This window comes from Methylobacterium tardum (assembly GCF_023546765.1).
GTDB lineage: Bacteria > Pseudomonadota > Alphaproteobacteria > Rhizobiales > Beijerinckiaceae > Methylobacterium > Methylobacterium tardum.
Window position 1 is genome coordinate 4,079,474 of record NZ_CP097484.1, and the last position, 22,653, is coordinate 4,102,126.

General features: G+C 68.5%; 17 protein-coding genes and 2 pseudogenes. 8 read left to right on the top strand and 11 right to left on the bottom strand.

Annotated features, from left to right (window positions below; all coding sequences use genetic code 11):
* Both flgK and M6G65_RS19480 read right to left on the bottom strand, forming a co-directional pair.
* Nucleotides 1-1,836 carry a flagellar hook-associated protein FlgK gene (gene flgK / locus M6G65_RS19475; protein WP_250102742.1) on the bottom strand — a complete coding sequence of 612 codons (1,836 nt, stop codon included), beginning with the start codon at nt 1,834-1,836 and terminating at the stop codon, nt 1-3.
* Between the two features lie 34 nt (nt 1,837-1,870).
* Nucleotides 1,871-3,154 (bottom strand): flagellar hook protein FlgE, encoded by a 1,284-nt coding sequence (locus tag M6G65_RS19480; protein ID WP_238196083.1) that lies wholly within the window; start codon nt 3,152-3,154, stop codon nt 1,871-1,873.
* 301 nt (nt 3,155-3,455) lie between these two features.
* Between M6G65_RS19480 and M6G65_RS19485 the strand changes: the two genes are divergently transcribed.
* Together M6G65_RS19485 and M6G65_RS19490 are read left to right on the top strand one after the other, a co-directional pair.
* Nucleotides 3,456-3,923 carry a BLUF domain-containing protein gene (locus M6G65_RS19485; RefSeq protein WP_238196082.1) on the top strand — a complete coding sequence of 156 codons (468 nt, stop codon included), beginning with the start codon at nt 3,456-3,458 and terminating at the stop codon, nt 3,921-3,923.
* A gap of 8 nt (nt 3,924-3,931) precedes the next feature.
* Nucleotides 3,932-4,390, top strand: a complete 459-nt coding sequence (locus tag M6G65_RS19490; RefSeq protein ID WP_192708024.1) for a response regulator — start codon at nt 3,932-3,934, stop codon at nt 4,388-4,390.
* Between the two features lie 133 nt (nt 4,391-4,523).
* On the opposite strand, the gene M6G65_RS19495 is transcribed toward M6G65_RS19490, so the two are convergent.
* Entirely contained in the window at nt 4,524-6,140 is a 1,617-nt protein-coding gene (locus tag M6G65_RS19495) for a peptide chain release factor 3 (RefSeq protein WP_250102743.1), read from the bottom strand.
* Nucleotides 6,141-6,324: 184 nt separating this feature from the next.
* On the opposite strand from M6G65_RS19495, the gene M6G65_RS19500 reads away from it, so the two are divergent.
* Nucleotides 6,325-7,854 (top strand): DUF1800 domain-containing protein, encoded by a 1,530-nt coding sequence (locus tag M6G65_RS19500; protein WP_238196080.1) that lies wholly within the window; start codon nt 6,325-6,327, stop codon nt 7,852-7,854.
* Nucleotides 7,851-9,037, top strand: a pseudogene (locus tag M6G65_RS19505) (DUF1501 domain-containing protein). Before M6G65_RS19500 ends, M6G65_RS19505 begins: the two are co-directional and overlap by 4 nt.
* 259 nt (nt 9,038-9,296) lie before the next feature.
* Here the strand turns inward: M6G65_RS19505 and M6G65_RS19510 are convergent.
* Nucleotides 9,297-10,343, bottom strand: a complete 1,047-nt coding sequence (locus M6G65_RS19510) for a threonine aldolase family protein (protein WP_238196078.1) — start codon at nt 10,341-10,343, stop codon at nt 9,297-9,299.
* 222 nt (nt 10,344-10,565) lie between these two features.
* On the opposite strand from M6G65_RS19510, the gene rpsU reads away from it, so the two are divergent.
* On the top strand, nt 10,566-10,901 hold the full coding sequence (gene rpsU, locus M6G65_RS19515) for a 30S ribosomal protein S21 (RefSeq protein WP_192708019.1): 336 nt from the start codon (nt 10,566-10,568) through the stop codon (nt 10,899-10,901).
* Nucleotides 10,902-11,122: 221 nt separating this feature from the next.
* Here rpsU and M6G65_RS19520 read toward each other — a convergent pair whose 3' ends face one another.
* Nucleotides 11,123-11,515: a response regulator gene (locus M6G65_RS19520; RefSeq protein WP_238196077.1), complete on the bottom strand. Its 393-nt coding sequence runs from the start codon at nt 11,513-11,515 to the stop codon at nt 11,123-11,125.
* A gap of 322 nt (nt 11,516-11,837) precedes the next feature.
* Between M6G65_RS19520 and M6G65_RS19525 the strand changes: the two genes are divergently transcribed.
* Together M6G65_RS19525 and M6G65_RS19530 are read left to right on the top strand one after the other, a co-directional pair.
* Nucleotides 11,838-12,623: a class II glutamine amidotransferase gene (locus tag M6G65_RS19525; RefSeq protein WP_250102744.1), complete on the top strand. Its 786-nt coding sequence runs from the start codon at nt 11,838-11,840 to the stop codon at nt 12,621-12,623.
* A gap of 101 nt (nt 12,624-12,724) precedes the next feature.
* Nucleotides 12,725-14,157: pseudogene (locus M6G65_RS19530) on the top strand (NAD-dependent succinate-semialdehyde dehydrogenase).
* 42 nt (nt 14,158-14,199) lie between these two features.
* Here the strand turns inward: M6G65_RS19530 and M6G65_RS19535 are convergent.
* Nucleotides 14,200-14,406 carry a SlyX family protein gene (locus tag M6G65_RS19535; RefSeq protein WP_238196074.1) on the bottom strand — a complete coding sequence of 69 codons (207 nt, stop codon included), beginning with the start codon at nt 14,404-14,406 and terminating at the stop codon, nt 14,200-14,202.
* 373 nt (nt 14,407-14,779) lie between these two features.
* Between M6G65_RS19535 and M6G65_RS19540 the strand changes: the two genes are divergently transcribed.
* Nucleotides 14,780-16,255: a methyl-accepting chemotaxis protein gene (locus M6G65_RS19540; protein WP_250102745.1), complete on the top strand. Its 1,476-nt coding sequence runs from the start codon at nt 14,780-14,782 to the stop codon at nt 16,253-16,255.
* Nucleotides 16,256-16,280: 25 nt separating this feature from the next.
* Here the strand turns inward: M6G65_RS19540 and M6G65_RS19545 are convergent, their stop codons facing one another.
* From M6G65_RS19545 to M6G65_RS19565, 5 genes are all read right to left on the bottom strand, one after another.
* Nucleotides 16,281-16,874 (bottom strand): GGDEF domain-containing protein, encoded by a 594-nt coding sequence (locus M6G65_RS19545; RefSeq protein WP_250102746.1) that lies wholly within the window; start codon nt 16,872-16,874, stop codon nt 16,281-16,283.
* 20 nt (nt 16,875-16,894) lie between these two features.
* Nucleotides 16,895-17,431: a hypothetical protein gene (locus M6G65_RS19550; protein ID WP_250102747.1), complete on the bottom strand. Its 537-nt coding sequence runs from the start codon at nt 17,429-17,431 to the stop codon at nt 16,895-16,897.
* A gap of 206 nt (nt 17,432-17,637) precedes the next feature.
* Nucleotides 17,638-17,796 carry a hypothetical protein gene (locus M6G65_RS19555; RefSeq protein ID WP_250102748.1) on the bottom strand — a complete coding sequence of 53 codons (159 nt, stop codon included), beginning with the start codon at nt 17,794-17,796 and terminating at the stop codon, nt 17,638-17,640.
* A gap of 59 nt (nt 17,797-17,855) precedes the next feature.
* Nucleotides 17,856-21,926 carry a Pls/PosA family non-ribosomal peptide synthetase gene (locus M6G65_RS19560; RefSeq protein WP_238196071.1) on the bottom strand — a complete coding sequence of 1,357 codons (4,071 nt, stop codon included), beginning with the start codon at nt 21,924-21,926 and terminating at the stop codon, nt 17,856-17,858.
* A 110-nt stretch (nt 21,927-22,036) separates the two neighbouring features.
* Complete coding sequence (locus M6G65_RS19565) at nt 22,037-22,624, bottom strand: histidine phosphatase family protein (protein ID WP_238196182.1); 588 nt, start codon at nt 22,622-22,624, stop codon at nt 22,037-22,039.
* Nucleotides 22,625-22,653 lie beyond the last annotated feature (29 nt).

The following is a 22,653-nucleotide window of genomic DNA, read 5'->3' on the forward strand; positions in this document are numbered from 1 at the left end:
TTAGATCTGCAGCAGCTGGTTGAGCATGTCGCGGGCCGCGGTCAGCACCCGGGCATTGGCGCCGTAGGCGGTTTGGAGCGCGATCAGGTTCGACATCTCCTGGTCGATGTTGACCCCGGCACCGGCCGCGAACCGGCCCTGCGCTGTGGAGAGCGCGGTCTGCTGCGTGTCGTCGAGCGCTGTCGCGTTCGCCGAGGCGGCCCCCTGCGTCGAGATGATGTCCTGCGCGAAGCCGATCACTGTGGTGCTATGCGGAGCCGAGACGCCGCCGATACCGCTTGCCGCCGAGAAGGTCTGCTGGGTAGAGGTAAGCGCAGAGAATAGCTGCTGAGCCCGCGCACCGGATGCCGTCATATCGGTGGCGCTCGTTGCCGTCAGCGCCGCTGGCTTTCCCGATAGATTTCCGTTGACGGTGATGCGTTGCGCGAAGCCGGTGAGCTGCGAGCCGGAGTCGAGGGAGCCGGTGTAGAGGGCATTGCCCGCGCTATCGGCGAACAGTGGGATCTGGGGATAGCCCGATGTGGGATCCGCCGAAGTTGGGACGGTGATGCGCGCTGTCGCTGCGACCGGAGGCACGCCGGCCGCGCTTGTGATGGTTAGAGTCGCGCCGCTACCGCTCGCCGAGAGGTTTGGGTCAATAAGTTTGAGAGCCTTGTCGATCTGCGTCTGATCCACTGGGAGTTGGATCTTCGCCACGAGTGCATTGGGATCGACAGTCTGGCTGGCTGTGATGGGCGACGTGTTGTTGGACGCCACCAGGATGATGTTCCGGCCGGTGCTGTTCGCGTTGGCCGGGATTGTCAGGGTGTTGCCGGCCTGAAAACCTGTGAGGTCGATTGTGGCGGTGGCGGTGCCCGTGTTCTGCGTCGCCTGCGTCGCGGTGACCTGCTTGTCGGTCAGCGAACTCGCGAGTCCCGCGGCGAGATCGTCGAGCTGGCGCTGCGCCTGCGGCAGCGTCTGATCGCGCAGCTCGAACTCGGCCGCCAGACTGCCGGAGCGCAGCACGCCGGGCTCACCGAGGTCGATCTTGCCGCCACCGGGCAGCGTGGCGGTGATCGTGCCGACCGAGCGCGGCGTGGCCGAATAGGACGAGTTCGCGCTCAGCGTCCCGCGGCCATCGAAGCTCAGGGATGCGGCGTTGCCGCGATCGACCAGCGTCGCCCCCGACTGCGTCAGGACCGTCACGGTCCCATCGCTTTGCGCGGTGGTTTTGACATCCATGTAGCTCGACAGGTTGTTGATCGCCTGATCGCGCTGGTCCTGGAGGTCGGCCAGGGACGTGCTGTCCGTGGTATTCTGGATCTTCTTGTTCAGGTCCGCGATGCTGGACAGGAGCGAGCTGGCCGATTGGGTATCGGCACCGAGCTGCGCCTCGATCCCGGTGCGCAGATTCTGCACCGAATTGGCGGCTCCGTTGATCTGGCTGGCGAGCGCCGAGGCGTTGCTCAGCACCGTTGTCCGGGCAGCCGCCGAGGTCGGATTGGCGGCGAGTTCCTGGAGCGACTCGGTGAACGTGTTCAGCGTGCCGTCGAGCGCCGTGGAGCTGCCGGGTGTCCCGTACAGAGCGTCGAGCTGGGAGATGATCCCGGATTTTGTGCTCGTGTAGGCGGCGCCCGAGGTTTCCAGCCGAAGCTGCTTCAGCGCCGCCGCATCGAAGCTGCGGGTGACCGCCCCGGAGGCGACGCCCAGGTTGTTGGTGCCGGTGGCAACGGACGAAAGCGTCCGCTTGACGTAGCCGGCTGTCCCCGCATTGGCGACGTTCTGCGAGACGACATTGATCGCCGCCTGCGTTGCGGCGAGCCCGGCGGTCGCGTTGGACAGTGCGTTCAGCGACACTTCACAGCCTCCTCAGCGACCTCCGGAAGACAGATTATCGAATCACGTTGAGCAGGTCCGACATCATGGTCTGAGCGGTCGACATGACGCGCGTGTTCGCAGAGTAGGCCTGCTGGGTTACGATCATCTTAGAGAATTCGGTCGCAATATCCGTGTTGGACTGCTCGAGGCTCGCTCCCGTGATGGTGCTGCCATTGAGGCCCGCGATCGGCGGACCGGAATCGGCCGTCTGAAGATAGTTGCCGTTCGAATCGGCCTTCAATCCGTCCGGATCGGCGAACTGCACGACCCCGGCGGTGGCGAGGGCGACCACCGACCCGTTCGAGAACGTGCCGTTGATCTTGCCGTCGGTGCCGACCGCGACACTCGTCAACGTGGCGGAGGTATTGCCGTTCTGGCTCAGCGTGCTGGTCGTCGCCGCGCCGGTGGCGTCGGCATATTGCGTCAACCCGCCGGTCACATCCAGTTTGAGGTTACTAAAAGTATAACCGGCGATCGATTTACCACTCAGATCAATGGTGGTCGTGCTGGGCGTGGTCGCGCTCGCGGCCGGTGCCGTCAATTTTCCCGTCGCGTCGAATGTGAACGGCGTGCCCGAGTCGACCCAATTGGGCGTACCTGCGGCGTTGCTGTTGTACATCAAGCTCCAGGTCGAGGAAGATCCATTGCTGCCGGCGGTCGTCTGAACCCAGCGCGTGTTGATCGTCACGGGCGCACCCGACGATGTATAAGCCGTCAGCGATGGGCCGGCGATGCTGCCCGCCGGATCGGCCGAGGGGCTCACCGTCGGCGTCGCCGGCAGGTTGGCTGAGTAGGTGATGAGTGTCGTCTCTTTGGCCGGCAGCACGGGATTCCCGATGACGATCGGACCCGAACTGGTGACCTGACCGGTCACGGGGTCGAGATTGTTGCCGGTGAGGTACCCGCCCGCACCGTTCATCAAGTGACCGTCGGCGGTCGGAGCGAAGTCGCCGCGACGCGTATAGGCATTGGTCCCGCTGAAGGTCGCGGCCCCGTTGGCGTCGCCGGTCTTCTGCACCACCGTGAAGAAGCCGCTCCCGCTGATCGACATGTTGGTCGGCACGCTCGACGCCACGACGTTGCCGGCGATGGTGTTGGTCAGCTGCGATTGCGCCAGAACCGAGCCGGCGACCTCCCGCTTCTGCGTCGTCTCCGCCATCATGTCGATGAAGCTGGTGTCGACGCGCTTGTAGCCGGTCGTCTGGGAGTTCGCGATGTTCCCGGAGATGTTGCTGATGGCATAGGACTGCGCCTGCAATCCGGAGACTGAGGTCTGAAGGGCGCTGAATAGATCCATGGCAAGCAATCCCGTTGCGCGCCCTGACGGCCCGCAGGCCAGGGCAGCCGCAACCGCCATGCCAGGGCTAAGCCACTGACAAAACAGGACGCCCGCCACCAGCGCCCGGCAGGCTTGACCGGTTAGAGACCTGGACTCGGCAGATCTTGCCCGGCAGGGCCCGTCCCGGTTCCGGCGAGCGCCGCCTGGGCGTTTACGGGGTGTTATCCGGCGCGCGCGAGGATGCGCCCGGGCTCAGGATCGGGCGCAAAGCGACCTGCCCGGACGTGCTGAACGGATACGGATTTCGGATCTCAGGGTCATGCGGGCGAAACGGACGAGCCTCGTCCACATCATATACTTCTCGCGCCTGAACCTGTCGTCGGACCCCGCGAAGCGGTCCGAGCAGATCGGCGAGATCGGCCGCACGGCTCAGAAAAAGAATGAGTTTGCAGTGATCACGAGCTTCCTGGTCATCGAGGGCAGTTTCGCCTGCCAAGTGATCGAGGGCGAACGCTCCTCGGTGCACGAAACCTTCGACCGGGTCAGCGCCGACAGCCGCCATCGGGATGTTCAGATCAGCGAATGGCGCGAGATCGCCAAGCGTGAATTCGTCCATTCGTTCAAGAGCGCCCAGCGGACCGCCGGCAACGAAACCCTGTTCGCCAAGGCCAACCTGCTGCCCATGCTTCAGCGCGGGACACCGAAGGCCTCGGCGATCCACGGCCTGTGCCTGGCGCTCCAATCCGACACGATGTCCCGCCAGGGCATCGATCATCTCTTCGTCTGAGGCGAGCGATGTCCGACAGCGAGACGCACCCGATCCTCATCGTCGACGACCAGGAGAAGCTTCTCCGCCTCATCGTGATGCTGATGACCCGCATCGGATTCCCCGATGTCGAGGGCGTCACCAGCGCGCCGGAGGCGCTGGAGCGGCTCAGGCAGCGCCGCTACGCGCTCGTGATCTCCGACCTCGACATGGAGCCGATGGACGGGCTCAGCCTGCTCCGCGAGATCCGCGCCGACGACGCGCTGATGAACACGCCGTTCATGCTGACCGAGTCATCCTTCGACTTCGAGGACATCAACCTGGCGCACCAGGCGGGCGCGGATGCCTTCATCCTCAAGCCGTTCGACATGGCGGTGCTGAAGACCAAGCTGAAGCAGGTGCTCAACCGCAAGCCGCGCAAGCGCGAAGCGCCGATCGCCGCGGAGTCGAGCCTGAGCGTGGAATTTCCGATGCTGGGGAAGTTCTAAAGGCAACGCCGTCATCGCGAGCGCAGCGAAGCGACCCAGGGCAGCGGGACCTCTCTGAAGATAGCGGCCCCTGGATTGCTTCGCTGCGCTCGCAAGGACGCGTGTGCGTCACTCAAGCGGCATCTCGGACAGCTCAGGCTGCCCGCTTCTGGTAATCCTTTACGTCGGTGAAGCGCACGGCCGGGTAGCGCTCCTCCTCGTACCGGAGGGAGAACGCGGTCGTCGCCATGAAGACCGGGGCTCCGTCGAGGTCCTTGGCCATGGCCGAGCCGTGCGTGTCGATGAACTTGTCGAGTTCGGCTTCCGAATCGGACGACACCCAGCGGCAGACCGAGAAGCGCGAGGTCTCGTAATCCACCGGCAGGCCGTACTCGGCCTGGAGCCGCTCCTTCAGCACGTCGAGCTGAAGCGCACCGACCACGCCGACGATCGCTTGGCTGCCGTCCTGCGGCACGAAGACCTGGACGACGCCCTCCTCGCCCATCTGCTGGAGCGCCTCGCGCAGCTTCTTGGCCTTCATGGCGTCGGTCAGCTTGATCCGCCGCAGGATCTCCGGCGCGAAGCTCGGCACGCCGCGGAACACGATGTCCTCACCCTCGGTGAGCGTGTCGCCGATCCGCAGCGTCCCGTGGTTCGGGATGCCGACCACGTCGCCGGCATAGGCCTCGTCGGCGATGGCGCGGTCCTGGGCGAAGAAGAATTGCGGCGCCGAGAGCGAGATCGGCTTGCCGGTGCGCACCAGCCGGGCTTTCATGCCCCGGTTGAGCTTGCCCGAGCAGACCCGCATGAACGCGATCCGGTCCCGGTGGTTTGGGTCCATGTTCGCCTGGATCTTGAACACGAAGCCGGTCATCCGCGGCTCGGTCGGCTCGACGAGGCGCTTGTCGGCATCCTGGCCCCGCGGCGGCGGCGCCACCTTGGCCAAGCCGTCGATGAGGTCGCGCACGCCGAAATTCCGCAAGGCCGAGCCGAAGAAGACCGGCGTCAGGTGGCCCTCGCGGAATGCGTCGAGGTCGAACGGCTTCAGGCCGCCCTCGGCGAGCTCCACCTCCTCGCGCCACGCGTCGGCGGCGCCATTCTCGGTGAGCAGCTCGTCGAACAGCGGATCGTCCGGGCCGGACACCGCGACCATCCCGGCATCCTCGGCCGCGTCGAGGCGGCGGACGCGGTTGCCGCCGAGCTCGTAAGTCCCGGAGAAGTTGCGGCCGGTGCCGATCGGCCAGGTGACCGGGGCTACGTCGAGGGCCAGCGTCTTCTCGATCTCGTCGAGCAGCTCGAACGGGTCGCGGGCCTCGCGGTCGAGCTTGTTGATGAAGGTGACGATCGGGATGTCGCGCAGGCGGCAGACCTCGAACAGCTTGCGCGTGCGCGCCTCGATGCCTTTCGCCGCGTCGATCACCATCACGGCCGAATCGACCGCCGTCAGCGTCCGGTAGGTGTCCTCCGAGAAGTCCTCGTGGCCGGGCGTGTCGAGCAGGTTGAAGACGCAGTCGCCGTACTCGAAGGTCATCACCGAGGTGACGACCGAGATGCCGCGCTCCTTCTCGATCCCCATCCAGTCGGAGCGGGTCGAGACGCGGTTGCGCTTGGCCTTGACCTCGCCGCCGGCGAGCTGGATCGCGCCCCCGAACAGCAGCAGCTTCTCGGTGAGCGTGGTCTTGCCCGCATCCGGGTGGGAGATGATCGCGAAGGTGCGCCGCCGCGACACCGGGTCGGCCGGCGTCGCCTCGGTCTTGGTCTGCATCAGCATGGAGCGAACGCTCTGATCGGCGGAATATGGTGGTGCGCGGCGCGGCACTCGCGCGGTCTCGGGATCGTGTAGCGGCAAGCCCCGATATTGGCAAAGACGCGGGCAGAATGGGGCCGCCTTTCAGGCGCAGTACAGGAGAGCGGCACCACGCTTCCCCGGCCGATTCACGCTTCGCGAGGCCCCGATGTCGCGCGCCGCACCACGCTGCTGTCTGGTCACCGTCCTGCTGCTCGCCGCGACGGCCCCCGGTCCCCGCGCGGCCGAGGCGCCGCAGCGCGCCGCGGCGGCCGATGCCGCTTTCCTTGATGCCCTGACCTGGGGCGCCACGCCCTCAGCCTTCGCGCAGCTCACCGCGGAAGGGCGGGCGCGCTGGCTGCATGCCCAGCTTCATCCGCCGGCCGAATCGCGCCTGCCGCCCGCCGCTCAGGCGCAGGTCGACGCGTTGACCCCACCGGGCAGCCTGTTCGAGCGAGCCCAGGCGCTGGATGCCCAGGCCAAGGCCGCCAAGGAGATTGCAGATCCGGAGGCCCGAAAGGCTGCGCAGCAGGCCTTCCAGGGCGCGCTCAACACGGCCGCGCGGAACGCCGCCTCCGTCTGGGTGCTGCGGGCGCTCTACAGCCCCGATCAGCTGCGCGAGCGCCTGACGTGGTTCTGGTTCAACCGGTTCAACGTCCACCAGGGAAAGTCGACCCTGCGCGCCGCCGTGGGCGACTACCTCGACACCGCGATCCGCCCGCACGTGCTCGGCCGCTTCCGCGACCTGCTGATGGCGAGCCTGCGCCACCCGGCGATGCTGCGCTACCTCGACAACGACGCCAACGCGGCCGGTCGCCCGAACGAGAACTACGCCCGGGAGATCATGGAGCTGCACACGATGGGCGTCGGCTCCGGCTACACGCAGGGCGACGTCGAGACGCTGGCGCGGGTCCTGAGCGGCGTCGGCATTGATCTGAAACCTGAGACCCCGAAGCTCCGCCCCGAGTACGCCGCCGATTTCCGCCGGGACGGCCTGTTCGTGTTCAACCCGAACCGGCACGATTACGGTGACAAGGTCTTCCTCGGCACGCGCATCCAGGGACGCGGCTGGCCGGAGATCGAGGAGGCGGTGGATCTGATCGCCCGCCATCCCGCCACCGCCACCAACGTCTCCCGAGCGCTCGCGACCTACTTCCTCGGCCAGCCACCCGACGACGCGCTGGTGGCGCGGCTCGCCGCTGTCTTCGGCCGCACCGACGGCGACATCGCCGCGGTGATGGAGGCGCTGGTGCGCGAGCCGGCCTTCACGTCCGAGCGCGGCGGCGCCTTCAAGGACCCGGTGCGCTACGTCTTCTCGGCCCTGCGCATGGCCTACGACGCGCGCGTGATCCGCAACGCCGGCCCGGTGCTCGGCTGGCTGAACCGGCTCGGCGAGGGCCTGTTCAACCGCTCGACGCCGGACGGCTACCCCCTCGACGCGGCCGCCTGGAGCGGGCCCGGGCAGCTCGCGACGCGGTTCGAGATCGCCCGGCAGATCGGGTCCGGCTCGGCCGGCCTGTTCAAGCCGTCGCTGCCCGATCAGGCCGAGGAGCCGGCCTTCCCGGTGCTCGCGAACGGGCTCTACTTCGCGGCTTTGTCCGGCACCCTGTCGGCGGCGACGCGGGCGGCCCTCGCCCAGGCGGTCTCGCCGCAGGACTGGAACACCCTCTACCTCGCCTCGCCGGAGTTCATGCGATGAACCGCCGCGACCTGATCCGCGCCTCAGCGGCGCTCGGCCTGTCCACGGTGGCCGGCCGCGTCTGGGCCGCCCCGAAGGCCGATGCCCGCCTCCTCGTCGTGTTCCTGCGCGGCGCCTACGACGCCGCCAACGTGGTGATCCCGACCGGCAGTGATTTCTACTACCGGTCGCGGCCGAACCTCGCGATCCCGAGGCCGGACGCCGCCGACCCGAAGGCCGCCCTGGTGCTCGACGCCGACTGGAGCCTGCACCCGGCGCTGCGCGAGACGCTCCTGCCGCTCTACGCCAAGGGCCGGCCGCCTTCGTGCCCTTCGCCGGCACCGACGACCTGACTCGGAGCCATTTCGAGACGCAGGACACGATCGAGATGGGCCAGACGGTCGGAGCCGCCCGCGACTACAATTCCGGCTTCATGGCCCGGCTCGCGGCGGAGCTGACCCGGGTTCGGCCGATCGCCTTCACCGATCAGATGCCGCTGATCTTTCGGGGCGGCGAGACGGTGCCGAACATCGCCATCAACGGCGTCGGCAAGCCCGGCATCGACGACCGGCAAGCCCGCCTCATCGCCGCCATGTACAGCGACACCAAGCTGGCCGCTGCCGTGACCGAGGGGTTCCGGGTGCGCGACGCGGTCTACCAGACGATCTCCGACCATGCCGGGCAGGCCGACCGCGGGGCGGTCTCGCCTAAGGGCTTCGAGCTGTCGGCCCGGCGCATCGGCCGCCTGATGCGCGAGACCTTCAACCTCGGCTTCGTGGATGTCGGCGGCTGGGACACGCACGTGAACCAGGGCGCCGGCACCGGCTACCTCGCCGACCGGCTCGGCGAGCTGGGCCGCGGCCTCGCGGGCTTCGTCGAGGAGATCGGGCCGGGCTGGTCCGACACGGTGGTGGTCGTGCTCTCGGAGTTCGGGCGCACCTTCCGAGAGAACGGCAGCCGCGGCACCGACCACGGCCACGGCAGCGTCTACTGGATTCTTGGCGGCGGGGTGCGCGGCGGCCGGATCGCGGGGCCGCAGGTGCGGGCCGACGAGGCGCACCTGTTCCAGAACCGGGACTATCCCGTGCTCACCGACTACCGCGGCCTGCTCGGCGACCTGTTCCGGTGGCTGTACGGACTCGACCAAGCGAGCCTGCGGCGGATCTTCCCCAGTGCGGATCCGACAGATCTCGCGCTGCTGTAGAGGTGGCGCGCGGTCAGGACGCGACGCGGTGTCGGCGGCGCGATACCGGCCCTTCCCATCAATCCCCCTCATCCTGAGGTGCCCGCATCAGCGGTCCTCGAAGGAGGCTTCTGGTAGCGCGGCGCCTTCTGGAGGTCTCCCTCGAGGCCTTCGCTACGCTCCGGCACCTCAGGATGAGGAGGAGGATCGGACTGGCGCGGCGGAGCGATGGGGCGCGTGCCGAAGGTTCGGACTGCACACGTCCAGATCGTCCACCCGGTCAGGCCGCGGCGGCCGCCAGCGCGCGCAGGTCGCCGACCAGCTCGTCGACCCGCTCCGGCCGGGCATCCCAGGCGAACATGAAGCGCGCCCCGCCGCCGATGAAGGTGTAGAACCGCCAGCCCCGGGCGCGCAGGCCTTCCATCGTGGCAGCGGGCATCGTCAGGAAGACCGCGTTCGCCTCGACGGGAAACAGCGCCCGCACCGCCGGCAGCCCGGCGACGGCTTCGGCGAAGCGACGGGCGCAGGCATTGCCATGGGCCGCGTTCTTCAGCCACGCGCCGCTTTCCAGCATGCCGACCCACGGTGCGGCGAGGAAGCGCATCTTCGACGCCAGCTGTCCGGCCTGCTTGCATCGGTAGCCGAAATCCTCGGCGAGCTTAGCGTCGAAGAACACCACCGCCTCGCCGGCATGCATGCCGTTCTTGGTCCCCCCGAAGCACAGGACATCGATGCCCGACCGCCACGTCATGTCGGCCGGGCTGCAGCCGAGGCTCGCGCAGGCATTGGCGAATCGCGACCCGTCCATGTGCAGGGCGAGGCCCAGCTCGCGGCAGGTCGCCGACAGAGCCCGCAGCTCGGCGAGGCTGTAGACCTGCCCCGTCTCGGTCGGCTGGGTGATCGTCACCACCCGCGGCCGCGGGAAGTGGATATCGCTGCGGTTCTGGGCGAGGCCCCGGATCAGATCCGGCGTGAGCTTGCCGCCCTCCGTCCGGACGGTCAGGAGCTTGGAACCGTTGGAGAAGAATTCCGGCGCACCGCACTCGTCGGTCTCGACATGGGCCGAGTCGGCACAGATCACGCTGTGGTAGGACTGACACAGCGCGGCCAGCGCCAGGGCGTTGGCGGCGGTGCCGTTGAAGGCGAAGAACACCTCGCACGGCGTCTCGAACAGGGTACGGAAGGCATCCGCGGCGCGCTTCGTCCAGGCATCCTCGCCGTAGGCCGGTGCGTGGCCGCGATTGGCCGCCTCCATGGCTGCCCAGGCTTCCGGACAGATGCCGGAATAGTTGTCGCTGGCGAATTGCTGCGAGTCGTCCTGTCTCATCCGCGCAACCTAGCACGGCTCCGGCGCAGATCGATCGCGCGGACAGGTTGGAACTGGTGCGCGCTTGGTGTAATAGCCCCGTCAAGGCGTGGGCTCCACGCCGATTCGGAAACCGACGTCCCCGTCCCTCCCGGGTCCATCCCGGGCGAGGGACGTTGTCGGTTTCCAGATCGGCGGCGGGCCGCGTGAGCCCGAAAATCCAGGTCCAGAGGATCAAGTCCGTTGCAGGTACTCGTTCGCGACAACAACGTCGATCAGGCGCTCCGCGTCCTCAAGAAGAAGATGCAGCGTGAGGGCATCTTCCGCGAGATGAAGCAGCGCAAGGCTTATGAGAAGCCGTCGGTGCGCAAGGCGCGCGAGAAGGCTGAGGCCGTCCGCCGCGCCCGCAAGCAGGCCCGCAAGACCGCGATCCGCGAGGGCCTGATCGCCGCGCCGAAGCCGAAGCCGCGCTTCCCCGCCGGCGGCCGCCGTCCCGGCTTCCCGTCCCCGTCGGCCGCGCAGGGCCAGGGCGGCAACGCCTCGGGTCAGACCCCGGTCAGCCCGGCCTCCGTCGCCTGAGCGACCGTACAACGGTTTCGAGAAAGCCCGGCCTGCGCGAGCAGCCGGGCTTTTTCTTTGCGCGATGTCAGACGGATTCCGAAGCCGATCAAGCCGCGCAGGTACCCTGCCGTCTTTGCGTACGGAGCGAAGCAATCCAGCGGCGCGACATTCAGGAATGTCGCGCCGCCCTAAGTTGCGTCGCTGTGCTCGCGATGACGGTTCGGAACGGCGGCTCTAGCTCACGCCGCCTTCGCGGCGATCGTGGCCCGCTCGGCCTGGACCAGCACGTCGAGCGCCCGCCACGGCTTCTGCATGTAGACCGCTTGATCGGGCAGGCGCGCGTCCCGGCTCGCTCCGGAGGTGACGACCACGCGCACGTCCGGCCAGCGGCGGTCGACCGCCTGAGCGAGGGAGATGCCGTCCATGGCCCCCGGCAGGCGCACGTCGGCGAAGAGCAGCGCCACCGTGACATCGGAGCGCTCGAGCACCGACAGGGCGGCCTCCGCGCTCTCGCAGGCGATCACGCCCAGATCCGTCTCCTCCAGAACCGCGGTGGCGAGATCGCGCACCGCCGCATCGTCCTCGACGACGAGCGCCACGGGGCTGGAACTATCGGGCGTTGCGCGATCCATGAAAATCTCCTGATGACGGTGCGTTGCCCCTCGACGGGTCACGGTCCCCTAAGCGGACTTCTGATTCCCCGATTCGGCCATGCTGGCCTGTCAGGAGCCGGCTCACAAGAGTCCGAGCGAATCGGCGGACGTATGCCTGCGTTGCAGTCAAGCCGCGCCAGTTTCATGCGAAACGCTCGAAATTGGCGCAGTGGGGAGCCGGTTAAGAAACTGTTCACCGAAGCGGACTGACTGTTAACCTGCTGCGACAACGCGGACCCACCCCGGCGGGGCGTTCCCATCGGATCCAACGCGAACCAGAGCTGAAGGATCAACGTCCGTCATGTGCCGTTTCCTCGCCTACAGCGGTGAGCCGGTCTTCCTCTCCGACCTCGTCTGCGCGCCGACCCACTCGCTGGTGCACCAGTCGCTGCACGCCGACGAGGGTAAAACCGAGACTAACGGAGATGGGTTCGGTATCGGTTGGTACGCGGAGCGGCCGGAACCGGGGGTCTATCGGGACATCTCTCCCGCGTGGTCGGACGAGAACCTTGTGAACCTGTGCGGACAGGTGCGGGCGCGGACGTTCTTCGCGCATGTCCGCGCCTCGACCGGCACCGCCACCGCACGGGCCAACTGCCACCCGTTCGTCTTCGGCCGGCACCTGTTCATGCACAACGGGCAGATCGGCGGCTACCATCGGATCAAGCGCCGGCTCGAGGCCCTGATCCCGGACGCGTTCTACGATCATCGGCGCGGCAGCACCGATTCCGAGGCGCTGTTCCTGCTGGCCCTGGCCAATGGCCTCGAGGAGGATCCCATCGGCGCGATGGCGCGCACGCTGCGGACCGTCCGTGAGTTGATGGCGGCCGCCAATGTCTGCGAACCGCTGCGCTTCACCGCGCTGCTGACCGACGGCGAAACCCTCACCGCCTATCGCTGGGCCTGCGACGGCCGTCCGCCGAGCCTGTATTTCCGCGATGGACCCGGCGGCATCGTCGTGGTTTCGGAGCCGATCGACGGGTGCCGCGACGGCTGGCAGGTCGTGCCCAAGGGCGGCACCCTCCGCGCCCGCCGCGGAGGGCCGACCGTCGCCGAGGTCCCCGAGCGCGCCCGCGCCGCCGCCTGAATACAATCCGGCCCAGCCATGCCGGAAAGGGCATTGCCCGTGGGCGCCCCATGACCAAAATCCGCTGACGGCTGAGCATGCGGCCGAGCGGGAACTGACCGATGTATCCGGATACCGAGCTTCATATCGCGGGACGCTGGCGGGCGGGCGCTGACCGGCAGACCCTGGGGGTCCTGAATCCGGCGACCGGCGAGACGATCGGCCAATGCGCCGTCGCCACCCAGGGCGATCTCGACGAGGCTCTCGCGGCGGCCGCACGGGCCTTCCCGCATTGGCGCAAGGTGGCGCCGTTCGAGCGCGCCAAGGTGATGCGCAAGGCCGCCGACCTCCTGCGCGCCCGGGTCGACGAGATCGCCCGCGTCATGACCCTCGAGCAGGGCAAGCCGCTGGCCGAGTCGCGGGTCGAGACCCTGGCGGCGGCCGACATCATCGACTGGTTCGCCGAGGAGGGTAAGCGCGCCTACGGCCGCGTGATCCCGGGCCGGGCCGACGGCGTGCTGCAGGCGGTCGTGCGCGAGGCGGTCGGCCCGGTGGCCTGCTTCACGCCCTGGAACTTCCCGATCAACCAGGCCGTCCGGAAGATCTCGGCGGCGCTCTGCACCGGCTGCACGGTGATCCTGAAAGGCCCCGAGGACACCCCGGCGAGCTGCGCCGCGCTGGTCCGCGCCTTCCTGGATGCCGGCATCCCGGCCGACGCGCTGTCGCTGGTCTACGGCGACCCGGAGACGATCTCCGCCTACCTGATCCCGCACCCGGTGATCCGGAAGATCTCGTTCACCGGCTCCACCGTGATCGGCAAGAAGCTCGCGGCGCTCGCGGGCGAACACATGAAGCGCGCCACGATGGAACTCGGCGGCCACGCACCGGCGATCGTATTCGGTGACGCGGACGTAGAGAAGGCCATCGCCGTCCTCGCGCCCTCCAAGTTCCGCAATGCCGGCCAGTCTGCGTGTCGCCGACCCGCTTCCTCGTGCACGATTCGGTGTTCGACCGCTTCGTCGAAGGGTTCACCGACTTCGCCAAAACCTTGAAGGTCGGTGACGGCCTCGATCCCGAAACCAAGATGGGCCCGCTGGTTCACGGGAGGCGTCTTGACGCCATCGCGGCCCTCACGGCGGACGCCGAGGCGAGCGGCGCGAGCCTGCGCACCGGTGGCAAGCGGATCGGCAACCAGGGCAACTTCTTCGAGCCCACCGTCTTCACCGAGGTGCCGCTGACCGCCCGGATCATGAATGAGGAGCCCTTCGGCCCCCTGGCGATGATCAATCGGTTCTCCGACGACGACGAGGCGCTCACAGAGGCCAACCGCCTGCCCTACGGGCTCGCAGCCTACGCCTACACCCGCTCGGCGGAGCGGGCGGCCCGGGTGTCGAACATGGTCGAGAGCGGCATGATCTCGATCAACCATCACGGTCTTGCCCTGCCGGAGACGCCGTTCGGCGGCGTCAAGGATTCGGGCTATGGCAGCGAGGGCGGCGCTGAGGCACTGGACGCGTATCTGGTGACGAAGTTCGTCACGCAGGCCAATTTCTGATCGCGCGGCTGGCGGGTCTCACGGGGCCGCCGGCCGAAAGTATCAGTAATGAGGCGGCGGCGGCTCGGGGCCGCGCTGGCCGGTTCGTGCCGCCGCCTCCTCCACCTGCTCTCGCAGGGCCTCGATCTTCCGCGTGAGCCGGTCGATGACCTGCCACTGCTCGGTCACCGTCCGGTTCAGATCGTCGATCGTCGCTTCCTGCTCGGTGAGACGCATTTCCAGGCGGTCGATCCGGCTCGGGGCGTTCATGTCGATCTCCAAGCGGGACAGGTGATGAGCCGATCACGGCCGCCACCCGACCGTGCGAGTCTGTCCGCCCGCCCCTCCTAACCGAAGCGGCACCCGGGCAGCGACACCGATCCTCGCGGAAACCAACGGCAATACACCACCGGCGGGCGAGCGAGCCAGGAAGCTCGGTGCGCGGCGAGCCCGCGCACAAGCCACCTCAGGTTGTTGTCAGAAAGAGCGCGCGCCGTGAAATCAGTTTCTGATCCGCGCATGCTTCGTCCGCGCGTAAACAGGACATCCGCTTTAGCCTCGCTGCTTGTGTAAATTGTGACTTTTTAAACGTTCCTATTTTACAGGTCGTCAATCGAATTGACAGAGTGGGCCGGGGCGACGGATGGCGATGTTTGGTGTGCGCGCTGACGCGCTGGTCTCGGCCATCGATCGGACCATGAGCCGGGTCGAGTTCGATCTGGACGGCACGATCACGGACGCCAATCCCGCCTTCCTCAACCTTGTCGGCTACTCACTGGAGGAGGTGCGCGGGCGTCACCACAGTCTCTTCGTCTCGGAGGCCGAGCGCGCCAAGCCGGACTATGCGACGTTCTGGGCGCGACTGGGCGCCGGGCACCACGAGGCGCGGGAATTCGCCCGGGTGACCAAGTCCGGGCAGATCATCTGGATCAGGGGCTCGTACAACCCGATCCTCGACCGCCGGGGCAAAGTCGTCAAAGTCGTGAAGTTCGCCACCGACGTCACCGAGGAGCGCGCGCGCAACGCGCTGTTCGCCGGACAGATCGCGGCGCTCGACCGGTCGCAGGCCGTGATCTGCTTCACGCTGGACGGCACCATCACGGATGCGAATGCGAATTTCCTGTCGGCGATGGGCTACACCCTTGAGGAGGTCCGCGGGCGCCATCACAGGATGTTCATGCCGTCGGCCGACGCGGCCAGCACGGCGTACACGACATTCTGGGCGAACCTCGCCGCCGGCCGCCATCAATCCGGCGAGTTCCGCCGGGTGGGCAAGGACGGCCGCACCGTCTGGATCTTCGGCGCCTACAATCCAATCCTGGATGCGGCGGGCGCGCCCTGCGCCGTCGTCAAGTTCGCCACCGATGTCACCCAGCAGGTCGAGGACCGGGAGCGCCGGGCCGCGGGTCAGCGCACCATCGATGCGGACATCGCGGCGATCCGCGACTCGATGAGCCGTGTGGTCCAGCAGGCCGACGAGACCTCGGCGGCCTCGAACCAGACCGCGCACAACGTCCAGGCCGTCGCCGCGGGCTCGGAGGAGTTCGCCTCCTCGATCGAGGAGCTGAGCCGCCATGCCTTGCTGGCGAAATCCTCGGTCGACAAGGTGGTCACGCGCGCCGAGGAAGCGGGTGCGATCGTCGTCGGCCTGACTGGCGCCGCCGACCGGATCGGCGCTGCCGTCAGCCTGATCCGCTCGATTGCCGACCAGACGAACCTGCTCGCGCTCAACGCGACGATCGAGGCCGCCCGGGCGGGCGCGGCGGGCAAGGGCTTCGCGGTCGTGGCGGCAGAGGTGAAGGCGCTGGCCGAGCAGACGGCCCGGGCGACCGGGGAGATCGGCACCCAGATCACGGCCGTGCAGACGGAAACCGCCCGCGCGGTGGCCGCGATCGACGGGATCGGCACCACCATCGAGCAGCTCAGCGAGATCACGCTCAGCGTATCCTCCGCCGTCACCGAGCAGGCGGCGGTGACCCGCGATCTGACCGAGAACATGCAATCGGCCGCGCAGAGCGTCGAGACCGCGCGCGCCGCGATGGCGGACATCGCCGCATCCGCAGCCTCTGTGGACGCCTCGGTGCGCAAGGTCTCGGAGGCCGCGCGCGCCCTCGCCTGAGCGCCCAGGTGCCCCGAGCCCGACCTCAGGCGGCCCGTGCGGCCGCCATCTCGGCCACGGCGACCCGGTCGCGGCCGCCGTGCTTGGCGGTGTAGAGCGCGGCGTCGGCCCGCAGCATCAGCGTCTCGAACCCGACGCCGTCGCGGGCCTGCGCAATCCCGATGCTGACGCTCACGCGCAGGTCGGGCAGTTCGGGCACAACCAGCTGCGCGAAGGTGTGGCGCAGCCCCTCGGCCCGGGCCAGTGCCTCGGCGGGGGAGACCTCCGGCAGGAAGCAGGCGAATTCCTCGCCGCCCAGGCGCCCCAGGAGCGCCCCCCGCGGCAGCAGGGAGGCGGTCATGGCGCAGAACCCCACCAGCACCGCGTCGCCGACCGCATGCCCGTGGACATCGTTGACGGCCTTGAACCGGTCGAGGTCGAACAGCAGGAGCGCCCCGCCTTGCTTGGTCATCGCCACCTGGGCGGCCTCCGCGAAGGCCCGGCGGTTGCGCACGCCCGTGAGCGCGTCCGTGGACGCGGCGATGCGCTGCTTCCGCTCGGCCCGCTCCTTCACCAACGCCATGAAGGTGAAGGCGGAGGCGATCGAGAATAGCAGGGTCATGAAGCACAGGATGGCCACCCACGGCGATGCGAGCGGGTTCAGACCGGGCCGCGGCGGCGCCAGAAGGGTCGAGGGAATCCGCACGCAATAGAAGAGCCCGTGCAGCCCGAGAACGGCGGCAGCCGTGATCCGGGAGGCCGGCGCTCGTCACGGCCGCGCCAGATCTCGACGGTCGCCGCGCCGCAGTAGAGCGTCGCCACCGCTGAGGCGTACAGGATCCGCAGCACGATCGAGTCGTGGAAGGCGGGGACGAAGCAAAGTGCGCACCAGACGAGCGCACCGGCCATGGCCCAGCCAACACGTGGATTCAGGCCTTCGAACGAGCGGACGCCGCTCCAGATCAGGCCGTAGGCGGCAAGGACGATCGCGTTCGCCACGCCGATCGAGACGAGATCGGGGATCTGCCCGCGCAAAGCCAAGCCGGCTGAGCCGACCGCGCCGACGAGGTGCGCGGCGCCCCAGAACGCGAGCGAACGCGATTCGGGTGCCTGTCGCCACGTGGCCAGGAACAACGCGCCGACCAGCAGCGTCGTCGCCGCACTGACGATCAGCAGGGTGGCGGGATCAAGCTGCACGACCGTCCATCGATCTCCAACCAGATGCACTGCCGAGTGCCGCCCCCGAGCACGCGCCGCTGAGCCCGTTCGAAGACGAATCGCTTGACACAAATATCAGTACAGTACGTTTATCTATGTGACAATATACCTACCATCATAGCGAATAATGATTGAGCGGCAAAACACAGAATGGTCAGCCGATAACATAGCGCTGTCAGGCGAAGTCAGGCCGGGTGGATGCGGGAGATCCGTGCCGACGACTGTTCAGGGTCCGGCCGCTCATACCATTCTCGATCGATGATTTCAGCATCGCCGTCCTTGCGAGCGGAGCGAAGCAATCCAGCCGGCGTGACGACTTCCGACGTCGCGCCGGCCTGGGTCACCGCTCTGCGCGCGTGATGACGAGGGACGCGTCGACCGAACCGCTCAACGCGCCCTCGTATCAGGTGGCATGGATCACCGGGACCGCCGGTGCGCCTTCCCACTCGGTGTTGGCCGGGATCGACTCGCCCTTCATCACGATGGTGAGGGGGCGCAGCCGCGCGAAGTCACCGACCTTCGTGTCGTAGAGCACCGTCGAGAAGGCGCCCACGGAGACGCCGCGCCCGACGACGACGCGGCCGATCTTCATGATCCGGTCCTCGTAAAGGTGGGTCTGGAGCGCGGACACACGGTTGATCGTGGCGTAGTCGCCGATCGTCACGCAGTCGAATTCCGTGATGTCGGTGGTGAGCATGCACACGCCCTGGCCGACTTTCACGCCGAACAGGCGCAGCACCCAGGGCAGGAACGGCGTGCCCTGGAGGTGCTCCAGCAGCACCTTGCCGGCCAGCCCCCAGTAAGCCACCGCGATGGCCTCGGTGCGCATCGCCCACCAGGACCACATCGGCTGCATGCCGGGCTTGTAGACGCCCATCAGCAGCCACTTCATGGCGATGACGGCCGACGACTGGATCAGCGCGATGGCGACGCTCGCCGCCACGAAGCTGACGGCCAGCCCCGTCCAATCCTGCTCCAGGATGGCGGGATAGAAGTACCAGTCGATCACGGTGATCGCGAGCGTGATGTAGAGCATCGGCGAGAACGAGGTCGCGAACGCCTCGAAGATGCCGCGTCGCACCTTCGGCCAGATCCCGGGCTCGTAGGTCTGCGCGGTCGAGCCGAGATCGACCTTCTGCCGGGCCGGCAGCCGGATCGGCGGCGAGCCGAACCACGTCTCCCCGGGGTTCATGGCCTCGTTCGCCGGCGGCTTCGACTTGATGCCGATCAGCACGTCGTCCGGGATCACGGCGCCCGGCGGCACGACGGCGTCGTTGCCGACGAACACCCGCGCTCCGGTGCGGGTCGGCTCCAGGTGCATCCAGCCGCGTCGGATCTCCTCCTCGCCGTACACCACCTCGTCGGCGATGAAGTTCTTCGCGCCGACCTCGGCGAGGTCGTAGCGTCCGGAGAGGTTGGTCGAGATCTCCGCGCCGTGGCCCATATTGGCGCCCATCAGCCGGTACCAGGCCCGCATGTAGACCGTGGCGAACAGCGACGAGAGCGTCTCCAGCGTCACCTCGACGGCGAGGGCCAGCGACCATTTCCGCAGGTAGAACAGCGAGTGGACCGAGTAGGTACCGGAGCGCGTCCGCGGCAGCACGATCCAGCGGATGCCGGCGATCAGCAGCACGGTGCCGGCGGTCATCAGCATGGCGGTGGGCCAGGTGAGGATCGGCAGGTACCAATGGTAGTCGACGTCGGTGATGTCGGACAGCGAGTCCGAGATCTGGTCGAAGATGAAGAAGGCCGGGAAGATCGGCAGCAGGCCGACGGCCGGGATCGCGCCGAGCAGTACCACATAGGCCGCCATGAAGCCGGCCCGACGCCGCCATGAGGCCTCGGCCGGTGCGGGCAGCTCTGCCGGCTCGGCCATGCCGATCTTGCGGCCGGGCGAACCGTCCCAGCGCTCGGCGGCGCCGACCCGCGTTCCGGCCGGGATCGTAGTGAGGTCGCCGATCTCGGCCTGCGGGCCGACCACCGTGTCGTGGCTGAGCACGCAGGAGGTCCCGACCGCCGTGTCGGCGCCGATCTCGACCCGGCCGATCACCAGCTCGTTTCCGACGATCTCGGCATTGGCGATGACCAGCCGGCCGCCGAGCGAGGCTCCGTCGCCGATCGTCAAGAGGTCGGGCGCGCCGACCTCGATATCGGAGATCAGGGTGTCGCGGCCGATCTTGGCGCCCATCAGCCGGAGATAGATCGCGATGGCCGGAGAACCCTGCAGCCACTTCACGTGGACGAGCGGCGCAAGCCGCTGCGCGAGCCACCAGCGGTAATAATAGGCGCCCCAGAGCGGATACCGGCCGGGCTTGGTCTTCCCGAGGATCAGCCACTTGCCGGCGACCGCCGCCACGGCCGTGACGCCGTTGATCGCCACGTAGACGATGAGCAGCACCCCGAGTTCGGCGAAGAAGCTGAGGCCGCCGCCGGTGAGCAGCAGGTAGGTGACGAACATGCCGAGCCACTGCGCGGTCGCGAGTGCGATCACGAAGGGCAGCGCCACCAGTTGCGCGAGGCCGCACAGGGCCCGGCGCAGCAGCGGGGGCGGGTCGAAGCTGAGGTCGCGGATTGCCGCCGAGGCGCCCATCCCGCCGGTGCGCGCGATCAGCGCGTCGGCCATCGCCCGCACCGTGCGCAGGGCGTAGACGTCCGGCAGGGTGATGCCGGCGAGGGCCGGGGTCTCGCGCACAGCCGAGACGAAGCGGGCTGCGAGCAGCGAGTGGCCGCCGAGGTCGGCGAAGAAGTCGCCTTCCAGCGGGATCGGTTGGTTGCCGAAGATCTGCTTGGCGGCTGCGACGAGGGCCGCCTCCGTCTCGTTCGCCGGGGGCTCCTGCTCGCCGTCGGCCGAGACCACGGTGAGCGGGGCGATCTTCAGTGCCTTGCGGTCGACCTTGCCGGAGGTCAGGCGCGGCAGCGTCTCGGTCACCTCGAAATGGCCGGGCACCATGTAGGGCGGCATCTGCCCGGCCAGCGTCCGCCGGAGCGCCGCGGTATCGATGGCGCGACCACGCTCCGGGATCAGGAACGCCACGAGGCGATCGACCCCGTCATCCTGCCGCAGCACCACGGCGGCCTGATTGATCTCGGGTACGCTGCGGATCCGCGCCTCGATCTCGCCGAGCTCCACGCGGAAGCCGCGGATCTTGACCTGATCGTCGATGCGGCCGTGGAACACGATCCGGCCGGCGGCATCGAGCGAGACCGCGTCGCCCGAGCGGTACAGGACCGGGTCGGTCCCGTCCGACGCGAAGGGATTGGCGATGAATTTTTCCGCCGTCAGCTCCGGCCGGGCGAGGTAGCCCCGCGCCACGCCGGGGCCGCCGATCAGCAGCTCGCCCTGCTGGTCGCGGCCGAGCAGGCTCAGATCCTCGCCCGCCACATAAACGGAGTAGTTCGGGATCGGGCCGCCGATCGTGACCGGCTCGCCGGGCCGCATCTCGGCGGCGGTCGCCACGACCGTGGCCTCGGTCGGTCCGTAGGTGTTGAACAACTGGCGCGACCCGGTCGCCCAGCGGGCGACGAGAGGCTCGGGCAGCGCCTCGCCGCCGAGCAGCACAAGGCGCACGGTCGGCAGATCGCCCGAGATCATCGCCAGCAGGGTCGGCACGGTGTCCAGCACCGTGATCCGCTCCGCCTCCAGGATGCCCGGCAGCGATTCCACATCGCCCATCATGGCAGGGCTCGCCACGAACAAGGTCGCGCCCACGAGGTACGGGACCCAGATCTCTTCCATGGAGAGATCGAAGGCGACCGAAGCTCCCTGGAACACCACGTCGTCGGCGCGCATCCCGTAGAGCGCGTTTCCCGAGCGCAGGAAGTGGCAGATGTTGGCGTGGCTGATGACGATGCCCTTGGGCACGCCGGTCGAGCCCGAGGTGTAGATCAGATAGGCGGGGTGCTCGGGCGTCAGGCCGGCGGCGCGGGCGTCGGGGACCGGTGCGTCGGCAGGGGTCGCGGCGTCGAGATCGGCCGGCGTCAGGGCGGGTGCCGCGTCCGGCGCGGAAGGCTTGAGCGCCGGAGAGACCAGCAGCGCCTTGGCGAACGCATCCGTCAGGCAGACCCCGACCCGGTCGGCCGGCGCCTCGGCGTCGAAGGGCAGCCACGCGGCTCCCGAGAGCGTGATGCCGATCTGCGCCACGAGCAGGTCCGGGCCGCGGGCCATCCACAGGCCGACCACGTCGCCGGGACCGATGCCGCGGTGGGCGAGCCCGGCCGCGATCCGGCCGGCGCGGGCGGCAACGGCGGCGTAGGTCAGGCGTGGGTGGACGCCGCCCGCCTCGACGCGCGCGCCGTCGATCAGGCACGGATGGTCAGGGCGGCTGCGGGCCGAATCCAAAAAGATCTCGGCCAGCACCTCGTCGCGGATCAGGTCCGGACGGTGCGCGCCGCGCAGGACGGCGGCCCCCTCGCCGGGACGCTCGCGCTTCCCGGCCGCCAATCCGGGCCGGGTCTTCTCGGCGACGTCGCTCATCCGCTGCTCCGCTGGCCGCCCGCCCGGGCCGGCACTTCCGTGGCGGCCGCCCTATAGCCTGCCGATCATGCCGTTATCGAGGCGGCTTTGCACTGCGCCCGCGCACGGGATCAACCCCAGCGCCAGCCGTCAGGCTCGAGGACCAGAACCTCCCCCTGGCGAATGCCGAGCCGAGGCGCGGCGTAGATATCGAGGTGACCGAGCGCGACCAGGGCCGCGCGCGCCACCCCGCCATGGGCGACGACGACCGTGTCCCGTTGCAGCCCGGCGAGCATCGGGCCGACCCGCTCCACGAGTGCGGCATAGCTCTCGCCGCCATGGCCCGGTGGGCGGTGATGCCAGCGGTCGCGGTCGCGCCCGGCGGCGCCGGCCGGGTCGCGGCGGCGGATCTCCGCCCAGGTCGAGCCCTCCCAGTTGCCGAAACCGATCTCCCGCAGCCTCGGGTCAGTCCCATACCCGTCGGCGCTGAGCCCCAGCGTCGTGCGCAGGATCTCCATGGTCCGTCGGGTGCGCTTGAGCGGACTCGCGACGAACTGCGCCTGGGCGAGCGTCGAGCCGGCCAGCTTGGCGAGGCGCTCCGCAACCGCGACCGCCTGCGCCTCCCCTTGAGCGTTCAGGTCGGTGTCGCGACCGCCTTGAAGGCGTCCTTCGGCATTCCAATCGGTCTGGCCGTGGCGGATGAAGTAGATCGTAACCAACCGTCTCACATCCCGTCCTTGCGCAGGCG